At 63.8% G+C, this 16,296-nt stretch carries 15 protein-coding genes; 3 read left to right on the top strand and 12 right to left on the bottom strand.

Features of this window, described 5'->3' with window-relative positions; all coding sequences use genetic code 11:
- Positions 1-42 precede the first annotated feature (42 nt).
- The 3 genes from DCD74_RS11665 to DCD74_RS11655 form a co-directional block, all read right to left on the bottom strand.
- Positions 43-549 carry an EF-hand domain-containing protein gene (locus DCD74_RS11665; protein WP_112927454.1) on the bottom strand — a complete coding sequence of 169 codons (507 nt, stop codon included), beginning with the start codon at positions 547-549 and terminating at the stop codon, positions 43-45.
- Positions 546-2,903 (bottom strand): heavy metal translocating P-type ATPase, encoded by a 2,358-nt coding sequence (locus DCD74_RS11660; protein WP_237049716.1) that lies wholly within the window; start codon positions 2,901-2,903, stop codon positions 546-548. Before DCD74_RS11660 ends, DCD74_RS11665 begins: the two co-directional genes overlap by 4 nt.
- 89 nt (positions 2,904-2,992) lie before the next feature.
- Positions 2,993-3,391 (bottom strand): heavy metal-responsive transcriptional regulator, encoded by a 399-nt coding sequence (locus DCD74_RS11655; RefSeq protein WP_112927452.1) that lies wholly within the window; start codon positions 3,389-3,391, stop codon positions 2,993-2,995.
- Between the two features lie 187 nt (positions 3,392-3,578).
- Between DCD74_RS11655 and DCD74_RS11650 the strand changes: the two genes are divergently transcribed.
- Positions 3,579-3,983, top strand: coding sequence for a DUF305 domain-containing protein (locus tag DCD74_RS11650; protein WP_162616007.1), 405 nt, complete (start codon positions 3,579-3,581; stop codon positions 3,981-3,983).
- A gap of 55 nt (positions 3,984-4,038) precedes the next feature.
- Here DCD74_RS11650 and DCD74_RS11645 read toward each other — a convergent pair whose 3' ends face one another.
- From DCD74_RS11645 to DCD74_RS11610, 9 genes are all read right to left on the bottom strand, one after another.
- Entirely contained in the window at positions 4,039-4,368 is a 330-nt protein-coding gene (locus tag DCD74_RS11645) for a four-helix bundle copper-binding protein (RefSeq protein WP_112927450.1), read from the bottom strand.
- Between the two features lie 82 nt (positions 4,369-4,450).
- Positions 4,451-5,014 carry a DUF411 domain-containing protein gene (locus DCD74_RS11640; protein WP_407072204.1) on the bottom strand — a complete coding sequence of 188 codons (564 nt, stop codon included), beginning with the start codon at positions 5,012-5,014 and terminating at the stop codon, positions 4,451-4,453.
- A gap of 10 nt (positions 5,015-5,024) precedes the next feature.
- Positions 5,025-5,594 carry a YybH family protein gene (locus tag DCD74_RS11635; protein WP_237049612.1) on the bottom strand — a complete coding sequence of 190 codons (570 nt, stop codon included), beginning with the start codon at positions 5,592-5,594 and terminating at the stop codon, positions 5,025-5,027.
- Positions 5,572-6,297 (bottom strand): c-type cytochrome, encoded by a 726-nt coding sequence (locus DCD74_RS11630; RefSeq protein ID WP_237049611.1) that lies wholly within the window; start codon positions 6,295-6,297, stop codon positions 5,572-5,574. Before DCD74_RS11630 ends, DCD74_RS11635 begins: the two co-directional genes overlap by 23 nt.
- A gap of 69 nt (positions 6,298-6,366) precedes the next feature.
- A complete protein-coding gene (locus tag DCD74_RS11625) occupies positions 6,367-7,566 on the bottom strand; it encodes a copper resistance protein B (protein ID WP_237049610.1) in 1,200 nt (399 codons plus the stop codon).
- Complete coding sequence (locus tag DCD74_RS11620; RefSeq protein WP_112927448.1) at positions 7,563-9,464, bottom strand: copper resistance system multicopper oxidase; 1,902 nt, start codon at positions 9,462-9,464, stop codon at positions 7,563-7,565. Before DCD74_RS11620 ends, DCD74_RS11625 begins: the two co-directional genes overlap by 4 nt.
- Before the next feature lie 100 nt (positions 9,465-9,564).
- A complete protein-coding gene (locus tag DCD74_RS13225; RefSeq protein WP_407072241.1) occupies positions 9,565-9,918 on the bottom strand; it encodes a CopL family metal-binding regulatory protein in 354 nt (117 codons plus the stop codon).
- A 212-nt stretch (positions 9,919-10,130) separates the two neighbouring features.
- The gene (locus tag DCD74_RS11615) at positions 10,131-10,754 is read right to left on the bottom strand and encodes a tyrosine-type recombinase/integrase (RefSeq protein ID WP_112927447.1); all 624 of its coding nucleotides are present in this window, start codon (positions 10,752-10,754) and stop codon (positions 10,131-10,133) included.
- A gap of 248 nt (positions 10,755-11,002) precedes the next feature.
- The gene (locus tag DCD74_RS11610; RefSeq protein ID WP_217424258.1) at positions 11,003-13,732 is read right to left on the bottom strand and encodes a hypothetical protein; all 2,730 of its coding nucleotides are present in this window, start codon (positions 13,730-13,732) and stop codon (positions 11,003-11,005) included.
- A gap of 243 nt (positions 13,733-13,975) precedes the next feature.
- Between DCD74_RS11610 and istA the strand changes: the two genes are divergently transcribed.
- Entirely contained in the window at positions 13,976-15,493 is a 1,518-nt protein-coding gene (gene istA / locus DCD74_RS11605) for an IS21 family transposase (RefSeq protein ID WP_174887966.1), read from the top strand.
- Positions 15,483-16,256, top strand: coding sequence for an IS21-like element helper ATPase IstB (istB, locus tag DCD74_RS11600; RefSeq protein WP_112926664.1), 774 nt, complete (start codon positions 15,483-15,485; stop codon positions 16,254-16,256). The genes istA and istB overlap by 11 nt, the downstream gene beginning before the upstream one ends.
- Positions 16,257-16,296 lie beyond the last annotated feature (40 nt).

Genomic DNA, 16,296 nt, shown 5'->3' with positions numbered 1-16,296 from the left:
GAGGCGGGCGGTGCCGGGCACCGCCCGCTATGTGTGCAGACGTTACAGACCGTGGGCGGCTGCTTCCGTGGGGCTCAGGAAGCCGTTCTTGTCGGTATCCATCATGGGGAAATGGGCAGCCATTGGATGCTTGGCCATTTCCGCCTTGGAGAGCTTGCCGTCCTTGTTGCCATCCAGCTTGGCGAAGGTGACGCCCGACGATGGTGCGTGCGCTGCGTGATCCAAGGCGTGATGGTTCGCGCCCTGATGCTTCTTTCCATCCTTGTCATGGTGGTTCATGTGCATCCCACCATGCTCCATCGACATGGTCCGGTGGTGCTCGACAAATTCAGCGCGGCTGAGGCTGCCGTTCTTGTTCGCATCGATCTTGTCGAACATGGTGTTCGCCATCTTCGCCCGTGCTTCGGGCGTCGTGGGCATCTTCATGTCGGCGTGGTCCATCTTCATCTTGCTGTGATCCATCGGCTTGGTCGCGTCCTGAGGACCAGCGTGCACGTTGGATGCCAGCAACAGGGTGACCGCAAGGGCGAATGTGGTTTTGGTACTCATGTTGGAACTCCTGTGGAACGAGCCTGTGGGGGTACGGCGCTGGTCCCGGGCTCTCGGGGGGAGGCGTCTTCTGGAAGTCGGGTCTTGGCAAGCCGCAGCGCGTTGCCGACGACCGATACCGAGCTCAGGCTCATCGCCAGGGCGGCGATCATTGGGCTGAGCAACAGGCCGAACACCGGGTATAGCACTCCGGCTGCGATGGGCACGCCAATGGCGTTGTAGAGAAAGGCGAAGGCCAGGTTCTGGCGCATGTTGCGGACCGTGGCATCGGACAGCGCGCGGGCGCGGAGGATGCCGCGCAGATCGCCCTTGACCAGGGTGACCTGGGCGCTGGACATGGCGACGTCGGTGCCGGTGCCCATGGCGATGCCCACATCGGCGCTGGCCAGCGCAGGAGCATCGTTGATGCCGTCGCCAGCCATCGCGACCTTGCGTCCCTGGGCCTGCAGCCGCTTGACCAACGCGGCCTTGTCTTCCGGACGCACCTCGCCGTGGACCTCATCAATGCCGAGCGTGCGCGCCACGGCCTGCGCGGTCGTCGCGCCATCACCCGTCGCCATCACCACTCGAAGGCCGCTGGCCTGCAATGCGGCGATCGTGGGTTTGGCGGAGGACTTGATTGGATCAGCTACCGCCAGCAGCCCCAACAAGCGGCCGTCGCCCGCAAGGAACATGACGCTGGCACCATCGGCGCGCAGGCCCTCGGCCTCTGTGGCGAGGGAAGCCACGTCGATGTTATTGGCGTCCATCAAGGCCCGGTTGCCAAGCACCAGCGCGCGTCCCTCGACCGTGCCGCGCACGCCCGATCCGGTCACCGAATCGAAGTCCTGCACGGACGACAGGTCCATGGCGCGTCCGCGGGCTTCGGCAACGATGGATTCGGCCAGCGGATGTTCGCTGCCTTTGTCCAGGCTCGCCGCCAGGCGCAGCACGTCGGCAGCGGTGGTTCCGCCTGCACCGATGACTGTGCGGAAGCTCGGTTTGCCCTCGGTGAGTGTGCCGGTCTTGTCCACTACCAGGGTATCGAGGGTGCGGAAGCGTTCGATCGCCTCCGCATCGCGGAACAACACACCGGCCTGCGCGGCGCGGCCGGTGGCGACCATGATCGACATCGGTGTGGCCAGGCCCAATGCGCAGGGGCAGGCGATGATCAGCACCGACACGGCGTTGAGCACCGCCCACGTCCAAGAAGGTTGCGGCCCCCATAGGCCCCACGCGAAGAAGGTCGCCACCGACGCCGCCAGCACCGCCAGCACGAACCAATACGCAACCTTGTCGGCCATGCGCTGCATCGGCGCCCGCGAGCGCTGCGCCTGCGCCACCAGTTGCACGATGCGCGCAAGCACTGTTGCCGAGCCCACCTGCTCGGCCCTGATCAGCAGGGCGCCGGTGCCGTTCTGGGTGGCACCGATGACCGCGTCTCCCTCGCCCTTGCCGACGGGCATCGCTTCGCCGGTGAGCATCGACTCATCGACGCTGGAACGGCCCTCGACCACGATGCCGTCGACCGGCACCTTTTCGCCCGGGCGGACGCGCAGGAGGTGGCCGACATGGACGTGGTCCAGCGGGATGTCCTCCTCGCTGCCATCGTCCCTGACCCGGCGCGCGGTCTTCGGTGCCAACCCCAGCAGCGCCTTGATCGCGGCGCTGGTCTTGGATCGGGCGCGGAGCTCCAGCAACTGGCCGAGCAGGGTGAGCGAGACGATCACCGCGGCGGCCTCGAAATAGACCCCGACCCGGCCGTGGTCGCGGAATGAATCGGGAAACAGGCCCGGGGCGACCGTCGCGACCACGCTGTAGCCGAACGCCGCCGCCACGCCGATGCCGATCAGCGTCCACATGTTCGGGCTGCGGTTGCGGATGGACTGCACGCAGCGCACGAAGAACGGCCAGCCGGCCCACAGCACCACAGGCGTGGTCAGCACCAGTTCGATCCAGGTGCGGGTGGTGGTCGGCAGCGCGGGCAGGGAGTGCCCGAACATCGCAAGCAGCAGGACGACCACGCTTAGCGGCAAGGTCCACCAGAAGCGACGGCTGAAATCGCGTAGTTCCGAGTTCTCCTCCTCGTCCAGGCTGGGCATCTCCGGCTCTAGCGCCATCCCGCAGAGTGGGCAGGTGCCGGGGCCCTGCTGGCGGATCTCAGGGTGCATTGGGCAGGTGTAGATTGCGCCGGCTGGGGCAGCAGTCGCGTGCATGGATAGCGCCGCTGGGGCGGTTTGTTGCGCTGAGACCTGATCAAGGTAGTGCTGGGGGTTGGCAACGAACTTTTCGCGGCAACCGTTGCTGCAGAAGTGATATGCAAGGCCGGCATGGGTTGCCGAGCCACCCTTGGCAGTGGACGGGTCGACGGTCATGCCGCAGACCGGATCGCGCGCCGTGGTCTCAGCGAGTGACGGCTTGCCGCCTGCGCTGCAGCAGCCGCTACCAGCGTGGTCATGGGTGCTCATGCGTGGTCCTCCGACAGCGCAGCCAGGATCGGGCAGCGATTCAGTGCGCCGTGCCCCGGACATGCTGTTACAAGGCCCTGCAGCGCATCGCGCACGCGGATGAGGGACTGGATCCTGCCTTCCACGTCTTGCAGCTTGGCCTGAGCGCGTGCATTGAGCGCAGACATGTCGTCTTCGGCCAGTGCGGTCAGGCTCAGCAGGTCGCGGATCTCTTGCAGGGTGAATCCAAGCCCCTTGGCACGTCGCATGAATCGCAAGCGGTCCACGTCCGCATCCAGGTAATCGCGGTATCCAGAAGCCCGCCGCACGGGCGGCGGAATCAAGCCTTCGCGTTCGTAGTAGCGCACCGTATCGATGGGCACCTCGGCCCGCTTTGCCAGTTCGCCGATCTTCATTGGGTCACCTTTGGAATGTGCCGGTGAGCGGGACTTTGCACCCTGCACCATGGTCCAGAGTCAAGCGTTGGAGGCGAGGCACATTCAATTGGGTCAGATGGAACAGCTTCACAGACCGAGCATGCGCGCCGTGCGATGACGCAGTACCGCTCGGCATCCAGCAAGCGGATCCATGAGGAACACCTCGATGAAGATGAAGAATCCTTTTGCTTTTGCGCTGCCGATGTTTCTGGGCGCAGGTTTGGCCCTCGCCGTTGGCGCTTGCGCGGAAGATGCGAAGACCGCGCAAGAAACAGACAGCTCGGCAATGCAACCGGCGGCCATGCGAGCGGATCATGGGATGCCTGGGCACAGCGCCGGCTCGATGGAATTGCATCGGATCATGACCGAGGGCTCGAAGTCGCCCATGCCGATGTCCGGAGATGTCGACAAGGATTTCGCGGCGATGATGACCGTCCATCACCAGATGGCGATCGACATGGCCGATGTGATGCTCAAGTCGGGAAGTAACGCCGAGTTAAAGGCGATGGCTGCCAGGATGAAGGCGGAGCAGCAAGAGGAAATCAAGCAACTAGCTCCTTATACCAAGTAAGGCGGCGACGTCGATGTGCGTCCCTGCCCGCTCCGGCAGGGACGCACATGACCTGTTACGCAGCCATCGCCCGGCATGCTTCCGCGCAGCGGCGACATGCTTCGGCGCACTTCTGGCAATGCTCCATGTCGTGCGCGGCGCATTGTTCCGCGCACCATTCGCAGATCTTTGCGCACAGGGCGCACAATTCCTTATGGAAGGGGCTGTTCCGCGCCATCGCATCGGCGCACAGGCGGCAGATCGCAGCGCATTCGATGCAGCAAGCGGGACAGTCGTTCGTGCTGCCCTTGCCGACCATGTGGTTGAAGCAATTGCCGCATTCGGTGGCGCAGTCGTTGCAGGCCGCGATGCAGTCGCGGATGGCTTGGGTCAGATGATGGCTCATGGCTTGGCTCCATTCAGTGAGAGAGGTTGGGTTGGCGGTCGCCCCCACGTCACCGCCGCGGTGTCCCCAATAAAATATGCCCTTAGTGGCGTGCAAATTCGGTGACCGACCCGTCCTGATTGACCAGTTCGACCATGTAGGTCTCAGTCGTTCCATCAGGTAACTCCATACCTGGCGAACCGGCCGGCATCCCCGGTAGCACCAGGCCCTTGGCATCGGGCTTTTCCGCGATCAATCGCTTGACGTCCGCGGCCGGCACATGGCCCTCGACGAAATAGCCATTCACCTCGGCGGTGTGGCAGGAGCCTTTGCCGTAGGGCACTCCAACCCGTTCCTTGAGCGGATTGAGGTCGTCCGTATTGCGCACTTCCACCGCGAACCCGGCGGCGCGCATGTGATCCACCCACAGGCCGCAACACCCGCAACTCGCGCTCTTGTGGACGACCATGCGTGGCGCGTCCGTGTCGGCTTGTTGTAACGCAGGCGCGGCTGCCGGGGAGCGCGCGATTGCAGGCGGTTCTTGGGCGGTGGGGCGGGCGACGTTGTCTGTATTGCTGCCGGCAGCTTCGGGCGCGCGGGCGCACGCCGTCATGGTCGTGAGGGAGCACATCGCGGTCGCAGCAAACAGCAGGATTTTGACGTTCATCAGTTATGCCTCACTTGGCTTTCTTGGGTCGCGACGACCAGTGGATGTGGACGATGCGCCAGTCGGCGCCGGTCTTCCTGAGCACCATCGTCTCGGTGCTGAGCAGGGTCACCGGCTTGCCGTCCTTGCTGGCGTGGAGCTCGCTCTCGCTGCCAATCCAGGCCAGGTCGCCCGCGCTGCGCGCGATACGTCGCTTGAGCTGGTGATGGCTGCCCTTGAGGAACTTCGCATCGCTGATCGCGTGGTGGCTCATGTATTCGGCGCGGCTGCGCTCCGCCCCGCCGGTCTCAAGGATCAACACCTCAGGGGCCAGCAAGGCTTCCACCGTTTTGAGGTCGCCGGCAGCCAGTGCTGTGCCGAAATGCTCCGCTATCGCCACGGCCGGGCTGGCAGTGGCGGAAATGTCCAGCGCGGGTTCGGTTGCCATGGGCTGTGCATGCGCGGCGTGCGCCGAGGCGGCTGGCTTGGTCTGGGCACTGGTGTCCATCACGCCGCCAAGGGCGAAGGCGGCAAGCAGGAAAGTCACGATCGATTTCATGGGTTTGACTCCGTTGGGTTCAGTGTTGGTGATCGTGGCCATCGGCGGCCTTCGCCGGTGGCGGTTGCGTGGGTGGCGCCGGATGCGACTCGACCGTGCCGTCCGCATGCCGGTGTTCGACCGACTCCGGCGCTGCGTTCGGCGATGGCTCGGCGGCTGCGGGCTGGTCGTCGCTCATGTCCATGCCGGCATGCACATCCATCGCCGTTTCCGGAGCGTCGTGATCATCCGAAACGCCCTCGGCGTGACCGTGAGGCTTGGTCTCGCCGCCACCGTGGTCATGACCGCCGCTGCTGGCCACCAGCGCCCGGTAACGGGCTGCATCCATCCCGGGCAACTGTTGCAGGAACGCGACCATGTTCCAGATGTAGTCGTCCTGCATGCTCCGGCCCCAGGCCGGCATGCCGGAGGCCTTGATGCCGTGCTTGATCACCCAGAACGCCGAGGCCGCGTCCACGGTTTGCTTGCTCAGGTTGGGCGGGGCGGGATACAGGCCCTTGCTCAGCTCGGTTTCGGCCATCCCCGGAGCCAAGTGGCAGCTCATGCACATGGCGTTGTAGTTGCCCGCACCCTGGCGGATTAGCGCCGGGTCATCTAGGTTGGGTGGCGGATGCAGCTTGTTCGCGCGGACCGCGATCGATCGCTCACGCATCGTATCCATCAGCGCATAGACCGGGCGGGTGTGCAGGTCGTCGGCCGCGATGTTGTAGACCCCCGACCAGACGAACCCGCCCGCGGCGAACACCGCGGCGGCGGATAGCCCGCCGAGGACGAGGAGGGTCTTGCGTGTAACGAATGGCATGTCAGTTCCTCCTCAAAACCACACGCGCACGCCGGCCACCACACGGGTGTCGCCCGCGTCATGTCCCGCGTTGCGGCGCAGGTCGGCGGTGTTGCCGAAGGCGCGGTCGTGTTCTACGCCGAAGTAGGGCGCGAACTGGCGGGTGACCTCGTAGCGCAGGCGGGCGCCGAACTCGACGGTCGACAGTCCGGAGCCGATACCCGCCAGCGGGTCTGCCTTGCCATAGGCGTTCGCCTCCGTCCGCCACTGCAGGATCAGGCGATTGGTCAACAACGTGTCGTATTCGGCCTCGGCTCGCAGCGCCGTGCGTCCGCCCTGGCCGATATAGGCAGTGGCCGCTACCTCGAACTTGTACGGCGAGAGGCCCTGCATGCCGAACGCTCCCCATGTTCGCGATGGCCCATCGCCCACATCTTGGCGCACGCCCGCCAGAACGTCCCACCACGGCCGCACGCTGCGGCCGTATAGAACTTCCATGTCCCCGTGCTCGATGCGGCCGTCTACCGCTTCGCCCTCGCTACGCAGCCAGATCCGCTGGACGTCGCCTCCCACCCACGCCATCGCCTCCCATCCCAGCGCAGTTCCGTTATCCGCATCGGAGACTTCCAGTCGATCAAGCAACCAATAGCTCTGAACGCTTGTGCCGTGCAGGTGATGGGCATGCACGTCGGGGAACGCGGCGTCGCGATCAGCCTGGGTCACGGACGGAACCGGGGTGACCTGCGGCGGTCCCGTGTGATCCATCGTCGAGTGGTCCATGCCCTGCATCTGCGAGTGGTCCATCGTGGAATGGTCCATCTCCTGATTTTGCGGTTGGTCCATCTTCGAGTGGTCCATGCCCTGCATCTGCGAGTGGTCCATCGTGGAATGGTCCATCCCCTGCATCTGCGAATGATCCATCGTGGAGTGATCCTCCTCGGCAGGTGTTGCCGCGGGTGAGGCGGTTTCGCGCGTCGGCGGCTTGGGCGGCGTGGTGGCCTTAGTCGTGGGCCGCTTGGGCGCGGGCGCTTTGGTGGCCGTCTTCGCCGGTGCCTTGACCGCGGGTTTCGCGGCAGGCTTTGCCACTGCTTTCGCAGGCGGCTTCTTCTTGGCGACGGGCGCCGCAGGGGTAGGCGGCGGCATCACGTGTCCTTGGTGCTGTGCGCGCGCCGGCAATGGGACAGACAGCCCGAGCGCGATGGCAATCGGAAAAATCAGGCGCACGGCGTTCATTCCTCCACCCGCACTTCCCGGAACATGCCGGATTCCATGTGGAAGAACAGGTGGCAGTGATAGGCCCAGCGACCCAGCGCGTCGGCGCGCACGCGGTAGCTGCGCTTGCTGCCGGGCGGCATGTCCACTGTGTGCTTGCGCACCTGGAAGTTGCCGTCGGCGTCCTCCACGTCGCTCCACATCCCGTGCAGGTGGATTGGGTGGCTCATCATGGTGTCGTTGACCAGCACGATGCGCAGGCGCTCGCCGTAGGTCATCCGCAGCGGCTGCGCCTGGGCGAACTTCAGCCCGTCGAAGGACCACGTGAACTTCTCCATGTGCCCGGTCAGGTGCAGCTCAACCGTGCGTCCCGGGTCCCGTCCGTCGGGATCGGCGAACGTGCTTCTGAGATCCGCGTAGGTCAGGACGCGGCGGCCGTTGTTGCGCAGGCCGATGCCGGGATCATCCAGCTTCGGCGTGGGTGCCATAGTCTGCATGTCCACCAGCGGGTTGTTGGTTTCGCTGGCGGGGTGGGCCTGCATCCCTCCGCCTCCCATGTCCGACATCGCAGCGTTGCCATGGTCCATGCCAGCCATCGCGCCCGCATTTGCCGACATGTCGTGGCCTGCATGCGGATCGGCGCCGATCGGTGCGGACGGGTTGGTGCCGGGCATGGCGTGACCCGCATGCGGGTCCGAGGCGGTAGCGGGCTGTGGGTTCTCCATCGCACTCATGTCGTGGCCCGCGTGCATATCGCCATGCCCCATGTCCGCCATGCTGATGATCGGGCGCGGGTCCAGCGGCGGAATCGGCGCGCGCAGGCCTTCGCGCACCGCCAGGGTGCCGCTGACGTAGCCTGTGCGCGCGCTGTCCTGGGCGAAGAGGGTGTAAGCGTCCTGCCCACTTGGCTGCACGATGACATCAAAGGTTTCCGCCGCCGCGATGCGCAACTCGTCCACCGTCACCGGATGCACCGGCTGGCCATCGGCGGCCACCACGGTCAGCTTCAGCCCGGGGATGCGCACGTCGAAGTAGGTCATCGCCGAGCCGTTGATCAGGCGCAGCCGCACCTTGTCGCCGGGGGCGAACACGCCGGTCCAGTTGCCCAGCGCGGTGGTGCCGTTGAGCAGGTAGGTGTAGGTCTGCCCGTTGACGTCGGACAAGTCGGTCGGGGTCATGCGCATCTGCCCCCACATCTTGCGGTCGGCGATGGTGGCGGGCAGGCCGTTGCGCTCCGCATCGCGCATGAAATCGCCGACGGTGCGCTGGTAGACGTTGTCGTGGCTGGCCATTTTCTTGAGCCGCGCGAACAGCTTGGCGGGGTTCATATCGGTCCAGTCGGACAGCATCACCACGTAATCGCGGTCGCTGGCGATGGGGTCAGGTCCATCGGGGTCGATCACCAGCGGCCCGTACATGCCGCCCTGTTCCTGGAACCCGGAATGGCTGTGGTACCAGTAAGTGCCAGCTTGTTTGACGTCGAACCGATAGAGGTAGCTCTCCCCCGGGCGGATGCCGTCAAAGCTCATGCCGGGCACGCCGTCCATGTTCGCCGGCAGCAATATGCCGTGCCAGTGGATCGAGGTGTCAGGGCCGTGGATGGAGCCGCGTGGCAGCTCATTGCGCACGCGCAGGGTAACCGTCGTGCCCTGTTTCCAGCGCAGCAGTGGGCCGGGCACGGTTCCATTGATGGTGACCGCGGGGCGGGTGCTGCCGGTGTAGTTGACCAGGGTTTCACCGATGCTGAGGTCGAACTCCGTCCCGCGCAGGGTCGGCATCGCGTGCGCCGTTTGTGCCCAGCTTGCGCGCGGCCACAGGCCCAAGCCGGCAACAGCGCCGCCCGCGGCCAGGCCCTGAACGAAACGTCGCCGCGACGGCATGGCGATGCCTTGCGGCACGCCGGTTGATTTGAATGACATGACAGCTCCACATGGTTCGGTGACGGCCTTGCATGCAAGGCAGATCCGGCATGGCATATCTCGCATGCACGGGAAGCGGCGCCGAAGCGCCTGAGGTCACTTAGCCGATGGGAGGTCGAATAAGATTGAGCGGGACTTGGGACGAATGGCCCAAGGCGACGAATGCCCCCATGGGGGTGCGGCTCGGTGACGCAGCGGGCATCACCACGTCAAGGATGGCGGCTTGTGCCAAGTTCACGCATGCACAAGCACACGTACCCTTTGCACAACAGTCCTTGTCACAGTCGGCTGGGTGACCTGCGGGCGGAGTGGACGTCGGGGCCTGCTCTCCCGCAGTTGCCGCGCTTTCGTCGTGCCCGCATGAAGCCGTGCCAGGCAGAGCCTCGGCATCGGTCGTTACCAGAAGTGCTTCGTGAGGCATGGCCGCCATGAACGGCATTGCGACCGCAGCCATGGCGTTGCCCATTCCGTTAAGGATCAGGCATAGGACCAAGAGCAGGCGGATAGCTAGGCGCGGCATGGGCGGATCTTAGGACAAGAATTGCGTTGGCGTGTGAAAGAATGGTTGGCTGTTCTCAGGAAGGTTTTGGTGAAATAAGAAGTGAGTCACTAGGTCCCGCGTGCCTGCTTCGTCGATTTCGGATTCCGATTGGCGAGCGCGACCAATCAGGATTCGGTTTGTTCCGATATCTCCAGGGCGTCGTCGACTTCGATCCCCAAGTACCGCACGGTGCTCTCAAGCTTGCTGTGACCCAAGAGTAGTTGCACCGCTCTAAGGTTCTTCGTTCGGCGGTAGATCAGAGCGGCCTTGGTGCGTCGCATGGTGTGAGTCCCATAGCAGGAACTATCCAAGCCGATTTCCCGCACCCAGCGGTGGACGATTCTGGCGTACTGCCGAGTGGATAGATGCGGGGAGTGGCCCGATCGACTCGGGAAGACAAGGTCAGAGCCTCGGAGACCAGCCGTCCGAGTCCATGCCTGCAGCGCGTCCCTGCTCATCTCGGTGATTTCGAACTGGACTGGTCGGCGCGTCTTTCGCTGCATCACGATGGCGCGGGATGCCATCTGTCCGCTATGGGAAACATCCGATACCCGCAGCTTCACCAGATCGCAAGCGCGGAGCTTGGAATCAATCGCCAGATTGAAGAGTGCAAGATCACGTACCTTGTGGCCAAGTTGAAGCCTGATCCGAATCGCCCAGATGTCTTTCAGCCTGAGTCGCGCCTTCTGGCCGATCAGCTTTCCCTTGTTCCAGGGCTCGTGGGACTCAAGTGTGTGAAGAATTGCCATGACCACCTCCTGTTGAAAGGGGTGGTCATGGTTCTACCGATCTTGGAAGTCCGACGTGATGCGACCCAAAGCGGACGTTCGGCTATGCGGAGTCGTCAGCCCTAACCAGGACGAGGCATGTAGGCTTGAGTGTCGGCACCACTACTTGGAACGTGTGGACCTCAGTGTCAGGGCGGCACTTGCCCCGCTTACGCATGGTGGAAGACGATGCGCCGAGAAACGGCCGAATCACCTTCCATAGTCTGGTCTCAAGCTTCTGCCGGCTGGCTGTGATCACTTGCGCGAGGATTCCATTCCTCGTGACTCAGCTCATTTATGAGCTTTTCAAGCTTCAAGCCGTGATGTGGCAATCGGTCTAGAGCCCACGCAGCGCGACCGTCGCGCAGTGCCGGACACTGCGTATCCGAGAGGATTTCTGCAACGTCAGGTACATATTGGTCAGGGGTCGCCGTCATAAGCGAATAGGTTGCAAATCCATGGAGTTGCGATGTCTGCTTGAGCAGCTCAATGGTTTTGAGCGCATCTTCTTTCCATAGCCACGCGGCGATATCGCAGCCCGGATCGTGATTGATCCACTCCAAAACAGTTGTCCAAGACTCCTGGCGCAGGGCCGGAAGAAGTATCCGGAAGGCTTTGCCCCAGCCCCGTTGAAGTGGGATGCTTTGCGCCAACCCGCGAATGACGGCTGCGCCCGGCGAGTCTAGACATATCATCAGATAGTCAAATAGACCTGGTCCCGTAGCGTTGACTACCGACCGTGAATCCAAACTCACGATTAAGTCTTGAGCCAGCCACGACTTTGGAAGCTCCATAGCTCGCCACTTCTGTCGTACAGCTTCGAGTTTCGGGTCGCCGGTTACCAACTGGGTGCCAGACTTCGGATCCATCGCGGTCAGCATCGCCTTAAAGAGGCGTTCCTTGGCTGGCGGGTCAAATTCAGCGACAGACTGGCGCGCGAACGATGTCAGTGCGTACGATGTACCCATAACTCTGACCCAGTATGGATTGATGGGCCATCCATGGCGAAGGCACGAAAGCACGAGCGCTGGCGCCAGCGCATCAGGTGGTTCTGACGGGGGCGCTGACAGATCATCTGCGATACGTCGTGCGGCTGGCCACCAGGTCGTCCAAGCCCCTCGCCCTGCCCGTTCACTTGAATCCGCGAGCACTTGGGATGACTCGTAGGGCAGTTGTTCCGGCAAATAGTCGACCAGATGCTCTCGAGTGGCCCAACCGGGGAACAGCCATGCGAGATCGGGGGGCTGGGGTATGGTCTGGGGAAAATTCACGTTGACCGACCAGTGCCAGCAAACCGCAACCCAGGCCAAGGCCTCGGCTGGCGTTTGGAGGTCGCGTGTTACCGGCTTTGGCGACGTTATCGCGATCCGGTGGACTATCCGGCCCGCCAGGGTCTGCAGGATGCCTTGCTCTGACGCCGCAATGGAGGCTTGGGGCTGGGCGAGTTTGAGTCCGATGCTCCAGAACAGCGCCTCTTCAGCTGCCATCTGGACGAGGTTCGGCCTCGCACACGTGAGCGCCTGTTCGGTGGCATACAGCAACTCTCCTAAAGAAAGGCGCCACAGCGCCATCTCAACGACGACGCGTCGGCTCGGGTCGAGATAAAGGCGTGACCATGCGTCGACTTGGCCGTCCTTGACCAACGCAAAAACCTCGTCTCCAGCCAATCCGTTGGCAAGGAAGGGGAGCTGCATGTGGTAGCAACCATCCTCGTGCCGGATGAGGCCGAAATTACCAGTGAGTTCCGACAACACCGACTCCGCGGTCGACGTCAGCAGCTTCGCCTGAGCCTGTCGTCGCCGGGCGACTGATTTTTCCTCGACAACGGACGTGACCAGTGAGGCAATGCTGGCTGCGTCTTCCATGCCGGGCTGCAGGTGCTGCGCCCACTGGCCGGGCGAGAGTGCCTCATCCCAAGGCGCCGAGCCGCGCAAATAACGATGCTTGATCAGCTTCGCCAAACGCCTAGCGTTGTCCTGATTGCCCATGCATGCGTGGAACAACGAGGCCCCTCTGGAAGACGCGCGATGCAGATGGCCGCTTTGATGGAGGACGCCGCAGAGTGCGATCAGCTCATCGGGCGTCGATACGACGCTGCGGTATGGGAGCAGGCTGTCAATCCAGCGCTGGACGTCTGTTATCGAGAGAAGCGATTCGTTCCCATCAAGGCGAGCGATGGCCCACGCCACCAGGCGATCCTGCCAATCAACACAAAGCTCGCGCCGCATGCCGCCGGAAACGATGGGGCGTGACAGGCCAAGCATTTCGCGATGCCAGATACCGGGTTGGTGGCCGTCAGGCTCTGTGATGGTCGGCGGTGGATGTCGCGATAGAACCAATACAGGTGACGTTGGCGGTGTGATATTGCCCCGGCTGTTTTTGTCCACTTCCAGTGGGCTGGCGACGCGCAAGATCATGAGCTTGTCGCTGGCCTGCTGCGGCAGAGTTCCGCCTAAGGCGGGCAGTTCGACGCATTGCGCATGACCTCGTGCCACTAGCTGCTGCCAAAGTAGATCCAACCCATGGCCCTGCGGAATCTGCAGCCAGTAGAGGCCGGGCGAAGGTCGGTTTAAGGGGTGCCGAGAGTCTGGAGCCAGCCAGAGGTCTGTTTTGAATCCCCAGTCCTTTCGCAGTTCAACGTCCTCGTAAACGTAGGGCAGTGACTCGTGAATCAGGTCGATGGGCCTCAATGCCGGGAAGGTCGAAAACGCATATGCCTGCGGGGGCGATGCGTTACTGAACCCTAAGTCCGCCAGTTCAAATCCCGTGAGCTCGACCACCTCCTGCAACTGCGCGCGTCGTGTTTGCCACCATCGCAGCTTCCCACGCCGCAGTTCACCCAGATAGACAGCGAGTGAGCGCTCTGAAAGTCCAGCGAAGCCGCCGCGCTTGTGGAGCTCGCGAGCGACCGCGGAGTCGGACCGCTCCACACCTTGAACTTTGAACTTGGGGATGGCCAACAGACGCACCGTGCAATTGTGTTGCAGCATTGCATTGCATTGCATTGCAGCCTGGATTGCAAGTGGTGAGTTCTGAGCCCAGCATCTGGCGGGTAATAACTGCCGCGCCACGAGCGCTCCAAAGGAAACATCTGTTGAGTTTCATCCAGAACTGAGCCACTAACCCAGCGGATTTCCGTCCAATCTTGAGCCACCTCCTAGCCTTCCGGTCTGCCCTGACCGGAGCCACCAGGAGTGATCAAGATGGACGTTCTGAGCCTCATCCGCCGCTGGCATTTCCGCGAGAAGATGCCGATCCGGGAGATATCCCGTCGCACCAAGCTCTCGCGCAACACCATCACCAAGTACCTCGCCAGCGGCGAGGTCGAGCCGAAGTATCCCCCGCGTCAGACCCCGAGCCAGCTAGACCCGTACGCCGAGCAACTGCGGGCGATGCTGTGGCGCAGCCAGTCGGCTCCGCGCAAGCAGAAGATGAGCGTGCGCGAGATGCACGTTCGGCTGGTGGCGGTGGGCTATCCGGGCTCCTACAACCGCGTGGCGGCCTTCGCCCGCGACTGGCACCGCGCCGAGCACGAACGCCTGCTCACTGCACCCCGCAAGGCCTTCGTACCGCTGGTCTTCGCGCCGGGCGAGGCGTTCCAGTTCGACTGGAGCGAGGACTGGGTGCGCATTGGCGGCGAGAAGGTGAAGCTGCAGGTCGCGCAGTTCAAGCTCAGCCACAGTCGGGCATTCCTGCTGCGCGCCTACTGGAAGCAGACCCACGAGATGCTGTTCGATGCCCACAACCACGCCTTTGCCGTGTTCGGTGGCGTGCCGCGGCGGGGCATCTACGACAACATGAAGACGGCGGTGGACAAGGTCCATGCCGGCAAGCGGCGCAGCGTCAATGCCAGGTTCTCAGCCATGGTCAGCCACTTCCTGTTCGAGGCGGAGTTCTGCAACCCGGCCTCCGGCTGGGAGAAGGGACAGATCGAGAAGAACGTGCAGGACGCACGCCGGCGCGTCTGGCCCGCCGTGCCGCAGCACTTCAAGCACCTGGACGAACTCAACGCCTGGCTGGAGGAGCGCTGCAAGGCGCTGTGGCAGGCACTGCCCCATCCGGAGCAGCGGCCCCGCAGGATCGCCGAGGTCCTGCAGGACGAACTGCCGGCATTGATGCCGGTGCCGGTGCCGTTCGACGGCTTCGTCGAACAGACCAAGCGGGTCACGCCGACCTGCCTGGTCCACGTGGAGCGCAACCGCTACAGCGTGCCGGCCAGCTTCGCCGGGCGCACGGTCAGCGTGCGCCTGTATCCGGCGCGCGTGGTGTTCGTGGCCGAAGGCCAGAAGATTGCCGAGCATGTCCGCTGCATCCACCGCTCCCACGACGGTGGCCGCACGCTCTACGACTGGCGGCACTACCTGAGCGTGGCCCAGCGCAAGCCGGGTGCGTTGCGCAACGGCGCGCCCTTCCTGGAACTGCCGGACGGCTTCCGCACCCTGCAACAGCAGTTGCTGCAGCGCCCCGGCGGCGACAAGGAGATGGTCGAGATCCTTGCCCTGGTCCTGCGCCACGACGAGCAGGCCGTGCTCACCGCGGTGGAACTGGCGCTGGAGAGTGGCGCGGCCAACAAGCAGCACATCCTCAACGTGCTCAGCCGCCTGCTTGGGGAAGCGCCGCCGGCGCCGGTCAGTACGCCACCGACGCTGGCCTTGCAGGTCGAGCCGGTGGCCGACATGGCCCGCTACGACCACTTGCGGAGGGCACGCCATGCAGCCTGATGGCCTGTTGTCCACGCTCAAGCACCTGCGCCTGCACGGCATGTCGCAGGCGTTGCAGGAACTGGTCGAGCAAGGCAGCCCGGCCTGCCGCGATGCCTTGCCGCTGATGGACGCCCTGCTCAAGGCCGAGGTTGCCGAACGGGAAGTGCGCTCCATCCAGTACCAGCTCAAGGCGGCCCGCTTCCCGCACTACCGCGACCTGAGCACCTTCGACTTCGGCCAAAGTGCCGTCGATGAACCGCTGCTACGGCAACTGCATGGCGGGCACTTCATGGACGCACGCCAGAACCTGGTCTTCGTCGGTGGTCCCGGCACCGGAAAGACTCACCTGGCCACCGCCCTCGGCGTGCAGGCCGTGCAGCACCAGCAGCGTCGCGTGCGCTTCTTCTCGACCATTGAGCTGGTCAACACACTGGAACTGGAGAAGGCCGCCGGCAAACAGGGCCAGCTGGCCGACCGCTTGATCGGCGCCGATCTGGTCATCCTCGATGAACTGGGCTACCTGCCGTTCTCGCAAGCCGGTGGCGCCTTGTTGTTCCACCTGATCGGCAAGCTCTACGAACACACCAGTCTCGCCATCACCACCAACCTCAGCTTCGCCGAGTGGGCCAACGTCTTCGGCGACGCCAAGATGACCACGGCCTTGCTCGACCGCCTCACGCACCGCTGCCACATCATCGAGACCGGCAACGACAGCTACCGCTTCCGGCACCACACCACCGCCGTCAACAAGGAGTCCGCCACCACTCAACCGCATCCCTGAGCTAAGCTCACCCCGCAACCGGGTGGCTCAATTTTGGATG

It is taken from the genome of Lysobacter oculi (genome assembly GCF_003293695.1).
Taxonomy (GTDB): Bacteria; Pseudomonadota; Gammaproteobacteria; order Xanthomonadales; family Xanthomonadaceae; genus Solilutibacter; species Solilutibacter oculi.
This window is presented reverse-complemented; position numbering and strand designations above follow the sequence as displayed.

What these genes read in the sequence shown, in the direction of transcription:
- istB (WP_112926664.1), top strand. Translation starts at nt 15,483, where the DNA reads ATGCAGCCTGATGGCCTGTTGTCCACGCTCAAGCACCTGCGCCTGCAC.
- DCD74_RS13225 (WP_407072241.1), bottom strand. Translation starts at nt 9,918, where the DNA reads ATGGCTGCGGTCGCAATGCCGTTCATGGCGGCCATGCCTCACGAAGCA.
- DCD74_RS11655 (WP_112927452.1), bottom strand. Translation starts at nt 3,391, where the DNA reads ATGAAGATCGGCGAACTGGCAAAGCGGGCCGAGGTGCCCATCGATACG.
- DCD74_RS11625 (WP_237049610.1), bottom strand. Translation starts at nt 7,566, where the DNA reads ATGAACGCCGTGCGCCTGATTTTTCCGATTGCCATCGCGCTCGGGCTG.
- DCD74_RS11635 (WP_237049612.1), bottom strand. Translation starts at nt 5,594, where the DNA reads ATGGCCACGATCACCAACACTGAACCCAACGGAGTCAAACCCATGAAA.
- DCD74_RS11620 (WP_112927448.1), bottom strand. Translation starts at nt 9,464, where the DNA reads ATGTCATTCAAATCAACCGGCGTGCCGCAAGGCATCGCCATGCCGTCG.
- DCD74_RS11645 (WP_112927450.1), bottom strand. Translation starts at nt 4,368, where the DNA reads ATGAGCCATCATCTGACCCAAGCCATCCGCGACTGCATCGCGGCCTGC.
- DCD74_RS11640 (WP_407072204.1), bottom strand. Translation starts at nt 5,014, where the DNA reads ATGAACGTCAAAATCCTGCTGTTTGCTGCGACCGCGATGTGCTCCCTC.
- DCD74_RS11665 (WP_112927454.1), bottom strand. Translation starts at nt 549, where the DNA reads ATGAGTACCAAAACCACATTCGCCCTTGCGGTCACCCTGTTGCTGGCA.
- istA (WP_174887966.1), top strand. Translation starts at nt 13,976, where the DNA reads ATGGACGTTCTGAGCCTCATCCGCCGCTGGCATTTCCGCGAGAAGATG.
- DCD74_RS11615 (WP_112927447.1), bottom strand. Translation starts at nt 10,754, where the DNA reads ATGGCAATTCTTCACACACTTGAGTCCCACGAGCCCTGGAACAAGGGA.
- DCD74_RS11660 (WP_237049716.1), bottom strand. Translation starts at nt 2,903, where the DNA reads ATGACCGTCGACCCGTCCACTGCCAAGGGTGGCTCGGCAACCCATGCC.
- DCD74_RS11650 (WP_162616007.1), top strand. Translation starts at nt 3,579, where the DNA reads ATGAAGATGAAGAATCCTTTTGCTTTTGCGCTGCCGATGTTTCTGGGC.